The organism is Sandarakinorhabdus sp. (assembly GCF_031430775.1).
Taxonomy (GTDB): Bacteria; Pseudomonadota; Alphaproteobacteria; order Sphingomonadales; family Sphingomonadaceae; genus Sandarakinorhabdus.
Window position 1 is genome coordinate 1 of record NZ_JANPCD010000024.1, and the last position, 18,432, is coordinate 18,432.

At 62.8% G+C, this 18,432-nt stretch carries 15 protein-coding genes; 4 read left to right on the forward strand and 11 right to left on the reverse strand.

All coding sequences use genetic code 11. The features are described from left to right. The coding region (locus RMQ73_RS01380; RefSeq protein WP_310496178.1) for an acyl-CoA dehydrogenase family protein at positions 1-934 on the reverse strand (934 nt) is incomplete at its 3' end. 372 nt (positions 935-1,306) lie between these two features. Here RMQ73_RS01380 and RMQ73_RS01385 point away from each other — a divergent pair. Both RMQ73_RS01385 and RMQ73_RS01390 read left to right on the forward strand, forming a co-directional pair. Next, positions 1,307-1,954, forward strand: coding sequence for a DUF4760 domain-containing protein (locus tag RMQ73_RS01385; RefSeq protein ID WP_310496179.1), 648 nt, complete (start codon positions 1,307-1,309; stop codon positions 1,952-1,954). Positions 1,955-2,022: 68 nt separating this feature from the next. Beyond that, the gene (locus RMQ73_RS01390; protein ID WP_310496180.1) at positions 2,023-3,219 is read left to right on the forward strand and encodes a dipeptidase; all 1,197 of its coding nucleotides are present in this window, start codon (positions 2,023-2,025) and stop codon (positions 3,217-3,219) included. A gap of 71 nt (positions 3,220-3,290) precedes the next feature. Here the strand turns inward: RMQ73_RS01390 and RMQ73_RS01395 are convergent, their stop codons facing one another. The 6 genes from RMQ73_RS01395 to RMQ73_RS01420 all read right to left on the reverse strand — a co-directional run bounded on the left by RMQ73_RS01395 (position 3,291) and on the right by RMQ73_RS01420 (position 9,005). Continuing rightward, positions 3,291-3,923, reverse strand: a complete 633-nt coding sequence (locus RMQ73_RS01395) for a DUF2306 domain-containing protein (RefSeq protein WP_310496181.1) — start codon at positions 3,921-3,923, stop codon at positions 3,291-3,293. Positions 3,924-4,639: 716 nt separating this feature from the next. Further along, positions 4,640-5,422 carry a 3-hydroxybutyrate dehydrogenase gene (locus RMQ73_RS01400; protein ID WP_310496182.1) on the reverse strand — a complete coding sequence of 261 codons (783 nt, stop codon included), beginning with the start codon at positions 5,420-5,422 and terminating at the stop codon, positions 4,640-4,642. After that, a complete protein-coding gene (locus RMQ73_RS01405) occupies positions 5,422-6,612 on the reverse strand; it encodes an acetyl-CoA C-acyltransferase (protein WP_310496183.1) in 1,191 nt (396 codons plus the stop codon). The genes RMQ73_RS01400 and RMQ73_RS01405 overlap by 1 nt, the downstream gene beginning before the upstream one ends. A gap of 120 nt (positions 6,613-6,732) precedes the next feature. Further along, positions 6,733-7,206 carry a winged helix-turn-helix domain-containing protein gene (locus RMQ73_RS01410; RefSeq protein ID WP_310496184.1) on the reverse strand — a complete coding sequence of 158 codons (474 nt, stop codon included), beginning with the start codon at positions 7,204-7,206 and terminating at the stop codon, positions 6,733-6,735. Between the two features lie 229 nt (positions 7,207-7,435). Beyond that, on the reverse strand, positions 7,436-8,305 hold the full coding sequence (locus RMQ73_RS01415; RefSeq protein ID WP_310496185.1) for a hypothetical protein: 870 nt from the start codon (positions 8,303-8,305) through the stop codon (positions 7,436-7,438). Positions 8,306-8,378: 73 nt separating this feature from the next. Beyond that, positions 8,379-9,005, reverse strand: a complete 627-nt coding sequence (locus RMQ73_RS01420) for a histidine phosphatase family protein (RefSeq protein ID WP_310496186.1) — start codon at positions 9,003-9,005, stop codon at positions 8,379-8,381. Positions 9,006-9,109: 104 nt separating this feature from the next. On the opposite strand from RMQ73_RS01420, the gene dnaN reads away from it, so the two are divergent. Beyond that, positions 9,110-10,231, forward strand: coding sequence for a DNA polymerase III subunit beta (dnaN, locus tag RMQ73_RS01425; RefSeq protein ID WP_310496187.1), 1,122 nt, complete (start codon positions 9,110-9,112; stop codon positions 10,229-10,231). An 87-nt stretch (positions 10,232-10,318) separates the two neighbouring features. Here the strand turns inward: dnaN and RMQ73_RS01430 are convergent, their stop codons facing one another. The 4 genes from RMQ73_RS01430 to RMQ73_RS01445 all read right to left on the reverse strand — a co-directional run bounded on the left by RMQ73_RS01430 (position 10,319) and on the right by RMQ73_RS01445 (position 16,681). Continuing rightward, positions 10,319-11,179 carry a phosphodiesterase gene (locus RMQ73_RS01430; protein ID WP_310496188.1) on the reverse strand — a complete coding sequence of 287 codons (861 nt, stop codon included), beginning with the start codon at positions 11,177-11,179 and terminating at the stop codon, positions 10,319-10,321. Positions 11,180-11,303: 124 nt separating this feature from the next. Beyond that, a complete protein-coding gene (locus RMQ73_RS01435) occupies positions 11,304-13,220 on the reverse strand; it encodes a cytochrome c3 family protein (protein WP_310496189.1) in 1,917 nt (638 codons plus the stop codon). Between the two features lie 13 nt (positions 13,221-13,233). Then, positions 13,234-14,127, reverse strand: coding sequence for a hypothetical protein (locus RMQ73_RS01440; RefSeq protein WP_310496190.1), 894 nt, complete (start codon positions 14,125-14,127; stop codon positions 13,234-13,236). Between the two features lie 19 nt (positions 14,128-14,146). Further along, on the reverse strand, positions 14,147-16,681 hold the full coding sequence (locus RMQ73_RS01445; RefSeq protein WP_310496191.1) for a cyclic nucleotide-binding domain-containing protein: 2,535 nt from the start codon (positions 16,679-16,681) through the stop codon (positions 14,147-14,149). A gap of 127 nt (positions 16,682-16,808) precedes the next feature. On the opposite strand from RMQ73_RS01445, the gene RMQ73_RS01450 reads away from it, so the two are divergent. Beyond that, a partial coding sequence (locus tag RMQ73_RS01450; protein ID WP_310496192.1) for a heme lyase CcmF/NrfE family subunit occupies positions 16,809-18,432 on the forward strand: 1,624 nt, incomplete at its 3' end.

Sequence of the window (18,432 nt, forward strand, 5' to 3'; positions counted from 1 at the left end):
CTTCGGTCAGGCGCTTGAGGCCCCAGTCGATATGAGCCCATCCGACCTGGAGTTCGGTCTTGAGGCTGGCCAGCACGAATTTGGTGTTCTGGAAATCGAACACCGTCTTGCCGAACGCCTTGCGGTCCTTGACGAATTTCACGGCTTCATCGAACGCGCGCTGGGCGCCGGCCTGTGCCGAGATGGCAATCGACAGGCGCTCCTGCGGCAACTGGCTCATCAGGTAGATGAAGCCCTTGTTTTCCTCGCCGAGGCAGTTGGTCATCGGCACGCGCACATCGTTGAAGAACAGTTCCGACGTGTCGGCGCTGTTCTGGCCGATCTTGTCGAGGTTGCGGCCGCGCGCAAAGCCTTCGCGGTCGGATTCGACAAGGATCAGCGACGTGCCTTTGGCGCCCTTGTCCGGGTCGGTCTTGGCGACGACGATGATCAGGTCGGCGTGCTGGCCGTTGGTGATATAGGTCTTGGAGCCATTGATGACATAGTGGTTGCCATCCTTGCGGGCGGTGGTTTTGACTCCCTGCAAATCGCTGCCGGCGCCCGGCTCGGTCATGGCGATGGCGGTGATGACCTCGCCCGAAATCATCTTCGGCAGGTATTTGCGCTTCTGCTCCTCGCTGCCATAGGCGACCAGATAATCAGCGATGATATCCGACTGCAGCGTGATGCCCGCCGATGAGCCGGCATAGGACAGTTCTTCGTCGATGATGGCGTTGTAGCGGAAATCCAGGCCCAGCCCGCCATAGGCTTCCGGCACGGTCGGGCACAGCATGCCGGCATCGCCGCAAGCCCGCCAGAAATCGCGGGACACCAGGCCTTCTTCCTCGAACCGGTCGAGATTGGGCAGCAGTTCCTTGGCGAACACCTTGCGCACCGTGTCGCGAAAGGCGTGTTCGTCGGGGCCATAGACGCTGCGGTCGGCGGATTCGATCACTAGCTTTCTCCCATATTATCAATGCAAACGTCAGTTTATCCGCGTGATCATGGTTGAAAAGATTGACGATGGCTCACGGGTGCGATTTAGCTTTTCGACAATCAACCTCAAATTGAACCCTCCCGAGCGAGATTGAAAGCCACTGCAAACTTCCTATGTATTGCCGTCCTAAGAGTCGGAAGGACTGACAAGCCCTCTTGATTGATAGGAGAATGCGAGGTACGTTTTTGCTTGATGCGAGCCGCACGATGGCGCAGAAAAGTTTGCGCAATTTCATCGCGAAAAGGAGTTAGTTATGAAAAAGTCCAATTTTGAAGGTTGGGGCGGGGATTGACAATAATAAATCGTTAAATTCGCGCGCCCGGGCTTAACATGCTCGGGCGTTTTTTTTCGGGGGCTATTTTGACGCTAGATGAGATCATTCGCATTGCGCCGGTCGTGTCAACCGGGGCTATCGTCGCCTCCGCGTTAGTGGCTGCTAGCGTTTTTTGGTACACGCGCCGCGCCAATCTCAGGCGCGCGACACTCGACATGGTCATGAAAACATTTTTAGACGACGAAGGTCAAAAAAAATACCGAAAATTTAAGGAAATTGTAAAAAAATCACAGAATTCAGAAGACAGTTTCTGTCTGAGCAGCTTAAAAGACCTAACAGAAGAAAATGCTGAAGATCGAGCAACTGTGTTGTTCCAGCTAAACTCATACGAGCTTGTGGCTTTGGGAATTCGGCGCGGAATATTCGATGAAATGTTCTATAAACTGTGGTTTCACGGGCAGTTTACCAAAGATTACGACGGTGTTAGAAAGCTGATTGATTCTATACAGACAGATCGTCCGTCAATGTATTGTGAGTTCAAGTATCTTAATGACAGATGGGTTCGGAGTAAGCATCCCATTGCAAGCCCTAGTCGTTTTAGACAAGCTTGGTGGGCGCTGACCGGACAGCGCAACAGGCTCGATTCTGCTTTTCGTTCGATAGATTTCAGCACTGGTGCGCCAGTAATAAGGCCAGGTGGATGAAATTTGGATTTGGGTTAGTCGTTTTATCTTTTTTTGCTGTTCAATTAACGCCTAAACCCGCTCTAGCCATGGATGACCCGCTGCTGGCGCGTGCGCAGGCGGTGCTGAAACGCCAGCCAATCATCGATGGCCATAATGACTGGCCCGAGGCACTGCGCGGCCAGTATGGCGAGGGCTGGTGGAAGGTCGATCTCAAGGCGGATTCGCGCACCTTTGCCAAGCCGATGCACACCGATATCCCGCGCCTGCACGCCGGGCGCGTCGGCGGGCAATTCTGGTCGGTGTGGGTGCCGGCGAGCGTCAGCGGCCCGGAAGCCGTCAAGCAAACGCTGGAGCAGATCGATATCGTGCGCGGCATCATCGCGCGCTATCCGGGCGATCTGGAGCTTGCCGCGACCGCCGCCGATCTGCGCCGCATCCAGAAAACCGGCAAGGTCGCCAGCATGATGGGCGTCGAGGGCGGCAGCCAGATCGACAATTCGCTCCCCGCCTTGCGCATGTTCTACGCGCTGGGCGTGCGTTACATGACCCTGACCCATGTGCGCCACAATGCCTGGGCGGACAGTGCCAATGAACCGGGCCGCGCGGCGCCGCTGACGACGTTCGGCAAGGCTGTGGTGCATGAGATGAACCGCATCGGCATGTTGGTCGATATCAGCCATGTGTCGCCCGACACGATGAAGGCGGCGCTGGTGGCGACAAAGGCGCCGGTGATTTTCTCACACAGTGCCGCACGGGGTTTGACCGATCACCCGCGCAACGTGCCCGATGATGTGCTGCCGCTGCTGACGGCCAATGGCGGCGTGGTGATGGCCACGTTCGTGCCCGGCTATGTCAGCCGCGCCCGGCAGGAATGGGAAGCCGCGCGGGCCGGGGAGCGTGCCCGGTCGAATGCACCGCCCTATTCGGGCCTGTATATCGGACAGCCGGAACGCGCCGAAGCGGCGATGAAGGCCTGGGAGGCCGCCAATCCGATGCCGGCAGTGACGATTACGGATGTCGCCAACCATATCGACCATCTGGTGAAACTGGCCGGCATCGATCATGTCGGCATCGGCGGCGATCTCGATGGCATCGATTCGACACCGACCGGCCTTGAAGGCGTCGAGGCCTATCCGGCGTTGATCGCCGAACTGCTGCGCCGGGGTTATAGCGACAAGGACTGCGAGAAGATCGCCGGTGGCAATGTGCTGCGCGTGCTGGAGGCGGCGGAAAAGGTCGCAGCCGGGATGGCTGGCGACGTGCCGAGCGATATGAAGCCGTAAACACGGCTTTCAGGCAGGTGGACGCCGCTGGCCAGCAGTTGTTCGGCGGCGGGCTGCAACATGGTTGACGCTCAGCTCTTGCGGGCCCTTTGCGGCCATTGCAGTACCACCTCGCACATCATCATCGGCAGCACCCACGACAGCCAGATGAAGGCCTGACCATTGCCCAGTTGGCCGATCTCCGGCACCGGCGATGCGAAGCGGCAGAGCACGAACGCCCAGCTCAGCACATAACTGCGGATCATCCAGTCGCCGTGCGAGGCAAAGCGGCGGTTGCGCCCGGCACGCCAGCCCAGCGCGGCGAACGCCAGCCACGCGCTGCCCAATGTCGCCAGCGAGAGTGTCGAGTTGGTCAGGATCGGCCCCGTTTTGTGCGCCGCCGAAAGCGTGACCGCGATGGCTGTCGTTGCGCCGAATGCGCCGGTCGCGAGATAAATCTGGCCGATACGACGGTGCAGCGCAAATCGCGTCTTGCGCGCAGCGAGATACAGGTTGGCGGCGCCAAAAGCCAACATCCCGGTGCCGCCCAGCATATGCGCAAAAGTCAGCGCGAAATGGCCTTGATGGGCGGCAACATTGGCCAGGCTGGCGACAGGCCAGGCGATCACCCACCAGACAGCGGCGCTGCTGAGAATCGCGACCGCAAGCAGGATGCCATTGCGGGTTGTCCAGAACGCGTGGTTCGATGCTGGTGTGGTTGCCATGGCGTGTTCCCCGATGGGGAAAGTGAAGCGGTTGGCGGGGTTCGTCAAAGGGTTTGCGGGCGGAGCCTGCGAGTCGGAGGGCCTGCCGAGCCAGCGCACAACAAAAGGAAGAAACGCGCGCGGCGATGCCGTGTCGGCCGCCGGCCTGCTTGTGCACGTCTGGCTGTGGCACGCAGCTTGCCTCGCCGCACAGAAAATGGCGGCCGATGTTGCCATCGGTCGCCACTCTGTCGCATCTGCACAGCCAGTTCACTGGGCTTTCGGCCTTTTGCCCTTGCGGGTGTCCGGCATCCGGCTTTGCGCGTTGGCTCACACCGCGGCACTTTTGCGCTCTTCCCTTCTCCGGTCCTTGCCTTTTCCTGCCCGGCCTTTCGGCTGGCGTGGTTCAGGCCTGGTCCTGATCCGGTTCCTGCGCTGGACCTTTTCTGCGCCGGTTGCCCGTGTTCCGGCCCGTGTTACCACGTTCCGGGCGACGTCATCACCCTTGCCTGCGAGGCCCCGCCCTTCGTGTCGCGCAAATTCCCGGACGAACCGTTCCTCGGCGCCAGCGAATGGCGGTTTCAGTTTGATTTCTTTGGCGTTTCCGCCGCCGTCATCTCCCGTCCACACATGAATGTTCTCACCAAAGACCGAGTCGTCAAAGTGAAAAAACCGCCATCTGGCCTGTGGATAACGGGGATATCGGGGATAAGTTTCCCCGACCTCTCGAACGCCGCTCAGGCTGCCGTCCAGCCACCGTCCATGGACATGTTGGCACCCGTGATCTGCGCCGCCGCATCGCTGCACAGGAACAGCGCCAGCGCCGCGACCTGATCAACGGTCACGAATTCCCGGGTCGGCTGGGCGGCGAGCAGGACGTCGCCGATCACCTGCTCCCGGGTCAGGCCGCGCGCCGCCATCGTGTCGGGAATCTGCTTTTCCACCAAGGGCGACCAGACATAGCCCGGCGAGATGCAATTGGCGGTGATGCCGTGGCGTGCCAGTTCCAGCGCCAGCGTCTTGGTCAGCCCGGCGATGCCGTGCTTGGCAGCGACATAGGCAGACTTGAAAGGCGAGGCGACGAGGCTGTGTGCCGATGCGGTGTTGATGATGCGGCCCCAGCGCTGTGCCTTCATGCCGGGGATGGCGGCGCGCGAGGTGTGGAAGGCAGACGACAGGTTGATGGCAAGAATGGCGTCCCATTTTTCCAGCGGGAAGTCCTCGACAGGCGACACGAACTGGATGCCGGCATTGTTGACGAGGATGTCGACGTTGCCGAACGCGGCCGCCGCTTCAGCCATCATTGCGGCGATTTCGGCAGGCTTGGACATATCGGCGCCGTGGTGACGGGCATCGACACCATGGGCCGCCAATGCTGCACGCTCGGTTTCGATGGCGCCGGGGTCACCGAAGCCGTTGATCATGACATTGCAGCCCTGGCCGGCCAGCGCCCGTGCAATGGCGAGGCCGATGCCGGACGTGGAGCCGGTGACGACGGCGGACTTGCCTTTGAGGGTCATCAGTCGCGCTCCACTGCAATGGCTGTGGCCTCGCCGCCGCCGATGCACAGCGCCGCGACCCCGCGTTTTCCCCCCGTCCGTTCCAGCGCCGCGACCAGCGTGGCGATGATGCGCGCGCCCGATGCGCCGATGGGATGGCCAAGCGCGGTAGCGCCGCCGTGAATGTTGAGCTTGTCACGCGCGATGCCAAGGTCGTGCATGGCGATCATGGCGACGGCGGCAAAGGCCTCGTTCACCTCGAACAGATCGACATCGGCAACGCTCCAGCCGGCCTTGGCCAGAACCTTGCGGATCGCCGACACCGGCGCGGTGGTGAACAGCGCCGGTTCATGGGCGTGGCCGGCATGCGCGATGATGCGGGCGCGTACCGGCAGGCCGTCGCGCGCCGCGACCGATGCGCGGGTCAACACCAGCGCAGCGGCCCCGTCGGAAATCGACGAGGCATTGGCTGCCGTGATGGTGCCATCCTTGGCAAAAGCGGGCTTCAGGGTCGGAATCTTGGCCGGCTGGGCCTTGCCGGGCTGTTCGTCCTGCGAGACCACGACATCGCCGCCGCGCGCCGCAACCGTCACGGGCGTGATTTCATCGGCAAAGGCGCCGCCGGCAATCGCGGCCTGGGCGCGCGCCAGGCTTTCCAGCGCATAGCCATCCTGGGCGGCGCGGGTAAATTGATAGTCGCGTGCCGATTCTTCGGCAAAGCTGCCCATCAGGCGGCCTGGGTCATATGCATCCTCAAGGCCATCAAGATACATGGAGTCCTTGACCGCATCATGGCCGATGCGGGCGCCAGCGCGGTGCTTGGTGAGCAGATAGGGCGCGTTCGACATGCTCTCCATGCCGCCGGCGACAATGACTTCGGCGCTGCCGGCCAAAAGAGCGTCATGGGCCATGATCGCGGCCTGCATGCCGCTGCCGCACATCTTGTTGACGGTGGTGGCCTCGACCGAAAGGGGCAGGCCGGCACCCAGCGCGGCCTGGCGGGCCGGCGCCTGGCCAAGGCCGGCAGGCAGCACGCAGCCCATGAAAATCTGCGCCACGGCATCGGGGGCGACGCCGGCGCGGGCAACAGCGGCACGCACGGCGGCGGCGCCCAGGTCGGTGGCTTTCACACTGGCGAATACGCCCTGGAAGCCGCCCATCGGGGTGCGGGCAAAGCCGGAGATGACGATGGGATCGGCGGGCGCGGCCATGGTAGTTACTCCGGTTGCTATGCCCGCCTTTAGAAGGGTAACGTTACCGGTGGAAGGGAAAAGCGGTTGCCGGCGGGCAGGGTCGCAGACTCTGCAACCGTTTGTTTTCAAGTGCGCGGGCTACGCGTTTCTACCTGCCAATTCGACGCTGAGTTCTGCTTGAATGCCTCGAGCAAGCGAAGCAGCTTCGGTTCTTCCTTGCTCGCTTAATTCCCAAAGACCTCGACGCGAGTCACTACGAAGGTATCCCTCTTTCTTGAGGTCGCTCCGTTCCCATGCGACAGCATTTTCCCAACGTCTCTCACCAGTCTGCATCATCTCAAAATCAGCGTCTTTAAGTTTGTCTTGGACTTGCGGGAGAACGGCTGTTGTCACTGCCTGTTTGCTTCCACTGCCGCCAAGACGGTGTAAGGCTATCAGTATGGGCGCGCGAAATTCCTTTTGAGGGAATTTCTGTTGATCTTCGTTTCCAGTTGGGCGTGCGAATACTTTTGGCTTAGGCGTCTCTTTGACCGAAACTGACTCGAGTGCATCTAGAGCGCGTCGAACAATGTCATCCGCTGTATCCTCAAGGGGCCGTGCAAGGCCTTTCATGCGATTCCATGTTGAGTCTGAAACGCGAATTACGGGCATCATTTCCATCTCCAACAGGGCTCGATCATGATTAAGTGACATGTTACAAGGTTGCAGTCAACTTCCAATTGCGTGAGACCGACCCTAGGCCACTCCGACCCCAAACTCGTCACCAAGCACCGGCCAAAAACAAACGGGGCAAGGTCTGCGACTCTGCCCGCCGGAGGCCATCATACTTCGACCTTCTCCATCACACGAAATCAGCGGCTGCCCGGTTCCAACGGCGCTGGGCCAGTCCTGGCCGCGCGGCGATGGCCTTTTTCAGGGTCGCCTTGCGGCCATCCCATTGCGGTGCGCCGATGGCGATCAGCCTGGCCAAGGGCTGCGTTGATGCCAGCGCCTCGCCGACCAGCGGCCAGGTCATCTTGCCGCCGCGGCCATGGTGGAGAATATCGGCGATCACCAGACACTGGTCGGCAGTGCGGCCATCGATGCCGACGCGTTTGTCGGCGCGGGCCATGAAACTGCGGTAACTGGCGACCATGGTGGCGACTTGAATAGCGCGCGCTTCGGGGTGGGCGGTGGTCCAGTGGATGAGCTTGGCTGCGGCGATGACCTCGGCGTCTTCGACTTCGTCGAGACCGGGGTTGAGATACTTCATCATGGCCGCCGTTGATGTGGCGGTCTCCAGCGGCACCAGCCCGCCGGCCTCTTCGCGCATGATGCGGCCGCCGGACAGTGCAAGGTGGGGGAAATAGTCCTCTGCCTCCGGCCGGGCCAGCAGGGCGCGGAACATCTTGATGAAATCGCCGTCAGGCACATGCGCTGCAAATTGTCCGAAGCCGAAGGTGAACGCGGCGCTGTCATAGCTGTTCAATGTCAGGAAACTGCGGCCCTCGCAGATCGCTGTGGGTTCGATGAAATCGGCCCAGAACCCCTGGGCGCCGGCGTAGTCGGCGGCGGCATAGAACAAGGGGGTCAGCGGGCTGCCACCGAAGATATTGTACAGCCCGATATTGCCGCCATAGGGCACGCGCCGCCCGACGAAGAATCGCGCATTGTCATCGCCGCGCGCGAAGAAATTGTTGCCGGTGCGTTCGATCTGGAAATTATGCGCCATGGCCAGCCCCTGTCAGCATTGTGCAGCAAGCGTAGCAGCTTGGCGGGCTTTTCCCATGGGCCGGATGGGGGGGTCAGGCCGCCCGGCCGCTATGGGCGCCGGAGCCGGTATGAAGCACCGTTTCCACGCCGTCCTTGATGTGAAACACGGTGCCCTGCGGGGCATTGGGAGCGACCTTGACGCCGTGCCAGTCCTCTCCGCCGACCAGCAGCCCGCGCAGCACGCGCGCTGTGATGCCATGGCTGATCGCCAGAACCGGCCGGGCCGGATCCAGGCCTTTGATCCAGTCCGACAGCCGCGCTGCGATGGCGGGAAACCATTCACCCTGCGGCGGCGCCACGCTGAACAGGCCGCGTGCCGTATCCACAATCGCTTCGCCATGTTCGGCGACGATATCGGCGTAATAGCGCCCTTCCCAGGCGCCGACATCGATTTCCAGCAGGCGCGGATCGTGTCGCCAATCGAAGAAGGGGATGCCGAGATGATCGCCGACGATGGCAGCGGTCTGCTGGGTTCGGCCCGACGGGCTGACCCAGAAATCGCGGTCAGGCGCAGTCCCGAGCGCATCGCAAAGCGCCGCGCCCATGGCATCGGCCTGCATCATGCCCGTTCGGGTCAGCGGCGTATGGGCGGTATTGCCCTGCATGCGGTGGGCGGCATTGAAGACGGTTTCGGCGTGACGAGCGAGGATGATGTCCATGTTGGCGGTTCTGGCCCATTTCGCTGCACTTCGCCACTACCGCCGCGCGCATGAACCGCTATAGTCGCCGCAATATTCATGCATTCGAGCAACAGGGACGTTAGATGAAGGCGACGGTTGAACGCGCGACACTGCTGAAATGTCTGGGTCATATCCAGTCAGTCGTCGAGCGCCGCAACACCATTCCGATCCTGTCGAACGTGCTGATCGAGGCACGCAGCGACGGGCTTCGGCTGATGGCGACGGATCTCGATTTGCAGGTCGTGGAAACCATTGCGGCCGCCATCGACCTCAATGGCGCCACGACGGTCAGCGCCCACACGCTGTTCGATATCGTGCGCAAGCTGCCCGAAGGTAGCCAGGTGGAACTTGCCGTGGCAGGCGAGAAGATGAGCATCATTGCCGGCCGCTCGCGGTTCAGCCTGGCAACCCTCAAGCGCGACGATTTCCCGGTCATCGCCGAAACCGACCTGCCGACGCGCTTCACGCTGACTGCCGGCCAGCTCAAGGACATCATCGACAGCACGCGATTTGCCATCTCGACCGAAGAGACGCGTTATTATCTGAATGGTATATATCTCCATGCCATGCCCGGCCCGCCGGCAAAGCTGCGTGCCGTGGCTACCGATGGCCATCGTCTGGCGCGGATCGAGATCGACCTGCCCGAAGGTGCCGCCGACATGCCGGGCGTCATCGTGCCGCGCAAATGCGTCGCCGAAGTGCGCAAGCTGATCGATGAATATGCTGCTGACGCCCCTGTCGAGCTGTCCATGTCGCCGAGCAAGATCCGGTTCAAATTCTCAACCGATGCGACGCTGACGTCCAAGCTGATCGATGGCACGTTTCCGGATTACAGCCGCGTGATCCCGACGGCGAATGACAAGCTGCTCAAAATCGATGCGAAAAGCCTGTCCGAGGGCGTCGACCGCGTCGCAGCCATCGCCACAACGGAGAAAACCCGCGCCGTCAAGCTGGCGCTGGGCCGGGACAAGGTGACGCTGTCAGTGACCAGCCCGGAAAATGGCACGGCTGCCGAGGAAGTGCCGGCGGATTATAATGCCGCCGAGTTCGAGGTTGGCTTCAACTATCGCTATCTGCTCGATATTCTTGCGCAGGTTGGCAGCGATCAGGTCGATGTGCATCTTTCCGATGCTGCGGCCCCGACCTTGATCCGTGAAAGCGATGATTCGGCTGCGCTTTATGTGCTGATGCCGATGCGTGTGTGATGCTTGGCTGGACGGGCAGCGCCAAAGCGGCGCGCCCGGCTGGACCCGAAGCGATTTCCCGTCAGTCCGAAAGCCGTTCCTGCACGTTCATTCCCCATGCTCGCCGGCATGTTCTGCCAGAATATGCTTCACCGTCGGCTGCATGCGGGCGTTGTAGCGGGCCAGCACCGGATGCTCGCCGCCGGCCCCGAAATGCGTGACCAGTTCGCGGCCCGTCCAGTAATGCAGGGCAAAACCGGGCGGCTCCGCGACGACCATGTCGCGGCCATCGGGGTGATCGGGGTCGAGACTGCGGAAATCCAGCGCCACTTGCGGTGCGGTGGACGGGCAAACCGTCAAGGTTGTGCCGGCCCAGCCGGTTACAATGGCCCGGTGCAGATGGCCGGTGATGATCCGGATGACATGGCCATGGCGCTCCAGCACCGATCGCAATCTCAGGACCCAGGGGGCGTCACTGTCTTCGGTCATCCAGCCGTTGCCGGTCTCGATCGGCGGATGATGCAGGACGAGGATGGTTGGCAGCTTCGACGCGGACAGGGTTTCGTCCAGCCACGCCGCCTGTTCTTCATCAAGGCTGCCGCCATGCCGGCCATGTTCCAAAGTATCGAGCACCACCAGCCTTAGTGGGCCAAGCGGTGCCGAATAGCGCACATGCCCGGCAGCGCCCCGCGGCACGTCTGGAAAGATGCGGCAGAAATTGTCGCGATTGTCGTGGTTGCCAATCGCCAGATAGGTCGGAAACGGTAGCGCGTCACAAATCGCCTTGAGCGTTTGATAGGACGCGACGCTGCCCGTCTCGGAAAGGTCGCCCGTCGCCAGAAGCGCATCGGGGCGTGGCGACATGGCCAGCAGGGTTTCAACGACTGCGTCGAGCCGCTTTCGGTTCATTTCCTCCGGGTCGTCCGGCTGGAAACCGAGATGGATGTCGGTGACCTGTGCAATCAGCATCGGCCCAGCATTCCCAAGGTGACACTCGGCCACGATGGCCAAGGTGTCAGCGCCAAAAAGATACGCATTGGCAACAAAGACTGACGCAAGCCGCAAGCAACTGCAATCGGAGCCTGCCCGCTGCTCATCCTTCAAATCCGGCCCGGCGATGCACGGCAGCGAATGCGGCGCGGCGCGGCGGCAATGACGGCGGTTCGAGTAGCTGGTGGAAGCTGTGGCAGCTGTTGCAATCGGCAGAGACCTTGCTTCCGCCTGACAGGCGCGCGGCTGGCGCGCCATGGCATTGCCGGCAGGTCGCGATCGGCGGCAGCAGCACGTCGCTGGCCAGTTTCGACGCCGTCGTGCTGGTGTGGCAGGCGACGCAGGCGGCATCGCCGGTCTTGCGGTCAAAGATGCGGTGCTGCTTGTGCCCGAAGCGTGCCCGGGTCAGATAATGGTCGCCCAGGGTCACCGGCGCGACGACAGGACGGCCACTTGCGCTGCTTATGGCATGGCATTCGCTGCACAGGCCCTTGGCGCCAAAGACGGCCGCGACCGCGGCTTCGGCCCGCCCGCGTGCCTGCGCCGGGCTGACCAGGCCAAGATCAATCGCTTCTGCTTCTGCGAGCCGGCCCGGTGCGCGGCGGGCAAAAGCGATTGGCTGCAAGCCCGGCATCGACCTGTCGACATGCGGCGCCAGGCTGCGTGACAGATAGAAATCCCGGATGATGCCGGCGACTTGTGCGGGCTTGCCATGCGGCAGCGTGCGCAGGGTGCCGCCGTCCCGCGCAAACGCCAGATCATGGCAGGCGCCGCAGTCCTTCTCCATGCTTATGGGGCGGAAGCGGATGCCGTCTGCATCCGGTTCGTGGCAGGATCCACAGCCGAGCGCGCCTCCGGGCCCGACCTTCAGGCCCTGTTTCTGCGCCATGTTGGCCACGGCGCCGCGCGGCAACTGGTGCAGGTCGTGCGGATAGACCAGCCCGGAATTTTCGCGCGCCGTCGATTCCAGCACGGCGCGGCGGAACAACGGGGTCGTCGCCGATGGCTGTGCCACGAGCCGGGGCCGGAACTGTGGGTGCCCGGCCCAGTCCGGCACATTGGTCAGGCTGGTGTCCGGCAGGCGATTGTTCAGCCCGGCGTGGCAATCGGTGCAATATTGCTCGGCGACTGTGGTGACGCTGGCTGGGCCTTCATGCTCGCGGTGGCAACTTGCGCAGCGGCCAGCCGGGAGGCCGAACTGGCGGTGGGCAGCACCAATGACGCCGGTTTCGGGCAATTGCCCGCGCGCAAGCCGGTCGGGCGCTGCATGTTCCGGCAGGGCATCCGGCTTGTGACAGGCCTGGCAGGCGCCGTCCGTGACCGACACGAACGCCTTTTGGTGGCAGGCGCCGCAATTGTTCGACAGGCTGGCATGAACGCTCGATAGGCCGCCCGTGGACCAGACCATGTCGGGCGTGAAGGCGGCCTTGTCGGCTGCAGCCACAAGGCCCGTGCCAGCCACGGCCACAGGGCTTTTGCCCGGCTGCGTGGCCGCCGTGATCATAGCGCCCGGCAGCACGGTCTGCTCGCCCATGAAGTGCAGCAATGGCCAACCGAGCAGCCCGAGAAGCACAAGCAGCGCACCAATCCAGGCCATTGCCCGCTTGCTCGGCATGGCTTCGCCGAGCGAAAAAATGCCGGTTTCCAGCGCCGCGTCGGCGGCATCCACCGGGGCAATCACGCGCTCGGCGGTTACTGCGATGCTGCCATCTTCGTGGGGTGACAGCAAAAGCCGGTGGCTGGCCAGATCGATTGCCGGATTGTCGACCACGGCCAGATCGGCACGGCTGACGAATTTGCCGTCAATCGCGACGGGCACGCCGCCCAGCGCCTCGACCGCGACCCGCCCACCCGGCAATTGGACCAGCCTGACATGGCGCAGCATGATGCCCAGATCGGCGATCTGGATGTCGCAATCGGTGCCGCGTCCAACTGTGATCTCGCTGCCCGGCAATGCGCGGGTGCGGATGATGTCGCCGCCGTCGGCGCGCTTGGCAATCTGGCGGATGACAAAGCTCATGCGCTGCCCCCCATCACCAGTACAGGAACACGGAAAGGACATGCGCTGCCAGCGCCGCGATCAGCGCGAAGGTCATCGGTACATGGATGTACAGCCACAACTCCAACAGTGTTTTCATGCGGATGTGGCGCCGCGCCTGGGACAGCGCGGCGTCCTTGCGTTCCAGCAGGAACTGTATTTGTTGCAGGCGAGCGTCGGGCCGGCCGTATTGCTTCTGGGCATGGACGCGCGCGGCGATACTATCCAGCGCCCGGCGGTTGCCGCAGGCCGGTTGCCGCGCCGTCAATCGCTGCCACAGGGAGCCGGCGATATCGCATTGTTCCAGGCTGAGGCGCACGATCCCGGCATCTTCGCGCCCCAGTGGCTGCGCAGCGCTGTCGAGTTGCCGATCAATGGCGCGGATCGCCTCAAGCATCTGCGGCTGGGTCATCTCGCCGCGATTGGCAGACATTTGCTGCGGCAGGGCCGTGTAAGCGCTTACGCCCCATAGTCCCGAAAGGATGACGATCATCATCAACGTCCAGGCAAGGGTGTGGACGTTCCAGCCTAGCTGGAAACCGGTGTGCAACGTGCCGATGACGATCAACGACAGCCCGAGCCAGACATGCGCGCTGGTCCAGGCCTTGAGGCTGTAGGGGCGCGGCGTGACGATGCGTTTTCTGAGACCTATCAGCGAGAGCCAGATGATGAGCAGCAGGGCGACGCTGCCCAGGCCATAGCCAAGCCAGGTCCCGCCGTTCGGGCGCGGGAGCGGATCATGGAGCGCATAGGCCAAGATGGCGATCAGGCTGATGGCGGCGGCCACCTTGGCCCAGCGGGCGTGCCTGTGACCCAGAAAGCCTTCATGGGCAGTATCGCGCGCTGCGCCGTGCACGGCCTTGCCCCGCAAGATGGCGCGGGTTGCCATCAGGACTTGCCCCGGCACATCAGGACTGGCCGCGTTCCATGAGCGACACCGACAGAAACTGTTCGGGCGAGACACGGATGGCAGCGCCCGTCGGACATGCCCGAACACAGGCTGGCCCGCCTTCCTGGCCGGCGCACATGTCGCATTTGATCGCCTTCTTGGGCTTTTCGGCATAGGCCTTGTCGGCCTTTTTTGACCATTTGGCGCCGGGCTCGCCGGGGCCGGGGCCGGCGCCGAACAACAGCCAGGAAAACAGCCACGGTTTCTTCGGCGGCACCTTGTCCATGCGGATCACGCCATAGGGGCAGCCACGCTGGCAATTGCCGCAGCCGATGCAGGTGTCGTCGATATAGACTTCGCCAGTCGGGCCACGATGGATGGCGTTTGGCGGGCAGTCGGCCATGCAATGCGGGTGTTCGCAGTGCCGGCACGAAGTCGGGACGTGGAGATGTGCATAGGTGCGACCCGCCTCCCGGTCCAGCCGCGACAGGCCATCATGGCTGTCGGCGCATGCCTTTTCGCAATTGTCGCAGCCCACGCAGAGCTTTTCATCGATGAGCAGCACATCGGTGGCCTCGCCAAGGCCCTGGTCGACAAGGAAATTGGCAACACCAGTGTACATGTCGACCACGCCGGTAAAACCGTCCTTCTGCGATTCGACATAGCTGTTGATCCGGCTGCGTGTCGTCATTTCGGCGCGCAGCCGCACCAGCAGTTCGGGCTTTGCCGCCAACAGCGCGCGGAACGGCGCCCCGGCCAGTCGGATGACATCGCTCTTGATCGCGGCCCGCACCGTGGCGGTGCGCGGGCCGCCATCGATGACGCCCATTTCACCGACATAGCTGCCCGCCGGCACATACGACAGGAAGACGGATTTGCCGCCGATGGATTTCTCCACGACCATCGAGCCCGAACGGATGATGAAAATATCGTCGCCGGTATCGCCTTCGTGCAGGATGACCTCGCCGGCCCGTATGGTTTCAACCTTGGCGCCGGCTATCAATTCGGTAAGATCGGCCGGTGTCAGGCCGGACTTGAAGATCTGGAGCAGGCTGCGCTCCGTTGTGATGCGGGTGATCTCGCGCGCAGCGGCCGGCACCTGGCTCATCAGCTTCAGGGCGGCGCCGCGACTGATTTCAACGATGATGCAATCGGTGCCAGCACGCACCGTTGCGCCGCGCCGCCGGCCGGAAATCAGCCCGACCTCGCCAAAAATCGTGCCTTGGTGCAGCGGCACCGTGATGGCCGGATTTGCGGGATCGACCTCGACCAATACCGTTCCCTGGGCCAGTCCGAACAGCGACGAGCCGGTGGCGCCGCGTTCGAAGATTACCGCGCCGGCACGGACCAGGCTGACCGCCGAGTCCAGCATGAATTCCCGCATCTGCAGCGTGCCCATGCCCGACAGGATCGAGATGCTGGACCGCAGGCGTTCCAGCCATGTGGCAACACTGTCATTGCCCGGCAGGTCGGCAAATTTTGCCTCCAATATCGGCTCGTCCGCCGGTTTCAGGCCGCTATTGCCATTGATGAATTCGGTCACGTCATTGCCCTGGTTCATGCAATGCTTGATCAGCGGGTAGCCGGCGAGCGCGCCCACGACGTAAATGCCGGGTGCCGTCGATTCAAAAGTGGCGGACAGTCGGGGAAAGGCCAGCCGGTCGGACGAGGCAAATTCGACGCCGCAGCTTTCGATGAAACCGCGCGGCGGGGCCGACCCCATGCGGGCGATGACCCGGTCGCAACGGACGCGCACTTCGCCGTCGCGCGTATCGAGCGTGATCCAGCCGGGCTCGATACTGCGCGCCGATGATTCGGTCATCACGGCGATGCGGCCGGCGTTCTGCGCGGCCATCAGCGCCTTGACGTTCGCATCCTTGGCGGTGGCGAATTCGGCACCGCGGTTGACGAGTGTCACCGCGTTGTTCTGGGCAGCATCGGCAGCGAGCCCGAGTGCGTTTTCGATACCGGCATCGCCGCCGCCGATAACGAAGATATGCTCGTCATTGTACATGGCCGGATCGTCCAGCTGATACTGGACATGGGCGCCGTCGCCGCCGGGACAGGCCATCAGATTGGGATTGCCCTGGGTCCCGATGGCCAGAATGACGGTGTCGGCAATGATGTCCTCGCCATTGGCGAGGGTGAGCCGATATGGCGGCGCCAGGCGCTGGATTTCGCGGGTCTCGCTGCTGCCGTCCCTTTTTCGGGTCACAAGTTTCATGATGCTGCCGGGGATGGGAGCGCCGGTGCCGACAATCGCCTTCACTTCGGCATTATGGCGGACATGCACGCCTGCCGCCGCAGTCTGGTCGTTCCAGGTGCCCAGCACCGTTTCGCGCTTGCCAGCGTCGAAATCGAGCGGCGCGCGCAGCACCAGTTGTGACGGCGTCGCCATCACATGCTTGCCTTTCTGGTATTTGAAGATGGTGTCGGACAGATGGTCGGTCTTTTCGAGCAGCACATGTGACAGGCCGAGCTTCGCCGCATGGGCGGCGGCGCTCAGTCCAGCCGGGCCGGACCCGACAATGGCGATGCGATAGACCTCCCCCAACGAAAAAAGCCCCCAAACGCTTGCCCGTGCGACTTATAACACTCTACCATCCTGACGCGTCTCGGCTAGAGTATGATTACCTGTCCAGGATCCTGCCCGGTCCGCCACCAAGAGTAGTTGCGCCGCCATGATTGCCGAAATCGGCCATTTTGCCTTGATACTTGCATTGCTGACCGCTGCGTTGCAGGCGGTGTTGCCGATGATCGGCGCGGCGCGCGGCGATGTGGCCCTGATGGCCTTTGGCCGCAGCGCGGCGCAATTGCAGGCCGTGCTCATCATCATCGCCTTTGGTGCGCTGATGACGCTTTTCGGCATGTCGGATTTTTCGGTGGCGCTGGTCGCATCCCATAGTTCGCTGTCGCAGCCCTTGCCCTATCGGCTAGCTGCGACCTGGGGCAACCATGAAGGCTCGATGCTGCTTTGGGTGCTGGTGCTGGCAATATATGGTGCCGGGATCGCGCGCTATGGCGATAACCTGCGTGCCAGCCTTGCGGCGCGAACGCTGGCGGTACAGGCGATGATCTCTGTAGCCTTTCTGGCCTTTTCGCTGTTCACCTCCAATCCGTTCGCGCGGCTATCGCCGGCGCTGCTCGATGGGTCCGAGTTGAACCCGCTGTTGCAGGACCCCGGCCTCGTTTTCCATCCGCCCCTGCTGTATCTGGGCTATGTCGGCTTTTCGGTCACGTTCAGTTTCGCCGTCGCCGCCTTGCTCGAAGGACGGGCAGATCCGGCATGGGCGCGCTGGATGCGGCCCTGGGTGCTAGCGGCCTGGGTGCCGCTGACCTGCGGCATCACGCTAGGGTCGTTCTGGGCCTATTATGAACTGGGCTGGGGCGGCTGGTGGTTTTGGGACCCGGTGGAGAACGCCAGCCTGATGCCGTGGCTGCTCGGAACCGCGCTGCTCCATTCCGCGATCGTCACGGAAAAACGCGCGGCGCTGGCTGGCTGGACGATCCTGCTGGCGATATTGGCGTTTTCGCTCAGCCTTGTCGGCACGTTCCTGGTGCGCTCGGGTATTCTGACGTCTGTCCATGCCTTTGCTGTCGATCCGGCGCGCGGGGTGTTCATCCTCGCCATGATCATCGGCGCCACCGGCGGCGCGCTGGCACTGTTCGCCTGGCGGGCGCCGCAGCTGAAATCCGGGGCGTTGTTCAGCGGCGTCAGCCGTGAAGCGGGCCTGACGCTCAACAATCTGTTCCTGATCGCGCTGACCACCGTTGTGTTTCTGGGCACCTTCTACCCTGTCATAATGGAGGCGTTTTCGACTGACAAGATTTCGGTCGGGCCGCCTTATTACAATCTGGTGTTCGTGCCGCTGTCGGTGCCGCTGCTGCTGCTGGTCACCGTCGGACCGATGCTGTCATGGAAGCGTGACAGCATGACGGCGCTAGGCCCCAAGCTTGGCTGGCCGTTGGCGCTTGCTTTGCTGGTCTTTGCCGGTCTTGTAGTGTTTGCCGGGCCGTCGCGCGCGGCGGCGGCGTTCGGCATGGCGCTGGGGTTCTGGTTACTGCTGGGCGGCGTGCTGGTGCTGGCGCGGCGCTGGCGCGGGACGGGCGGGCTCGGCAGGCTTTCTTGGCGGCTGGTCCGCACGACGCCGGCCGCTGTCATCGGTCTGGCGCTGGCACATTCAGGTCTGGGCGTGACCACCGCAGGCATATCGGCCATGAGCGTGTTCGAGGCCTCCAGCATAACGGTCATGCGGCCGGGCGAGACCGCCAGCGCCGGCAGCCTGTCGGTGACGCTGCGCGATG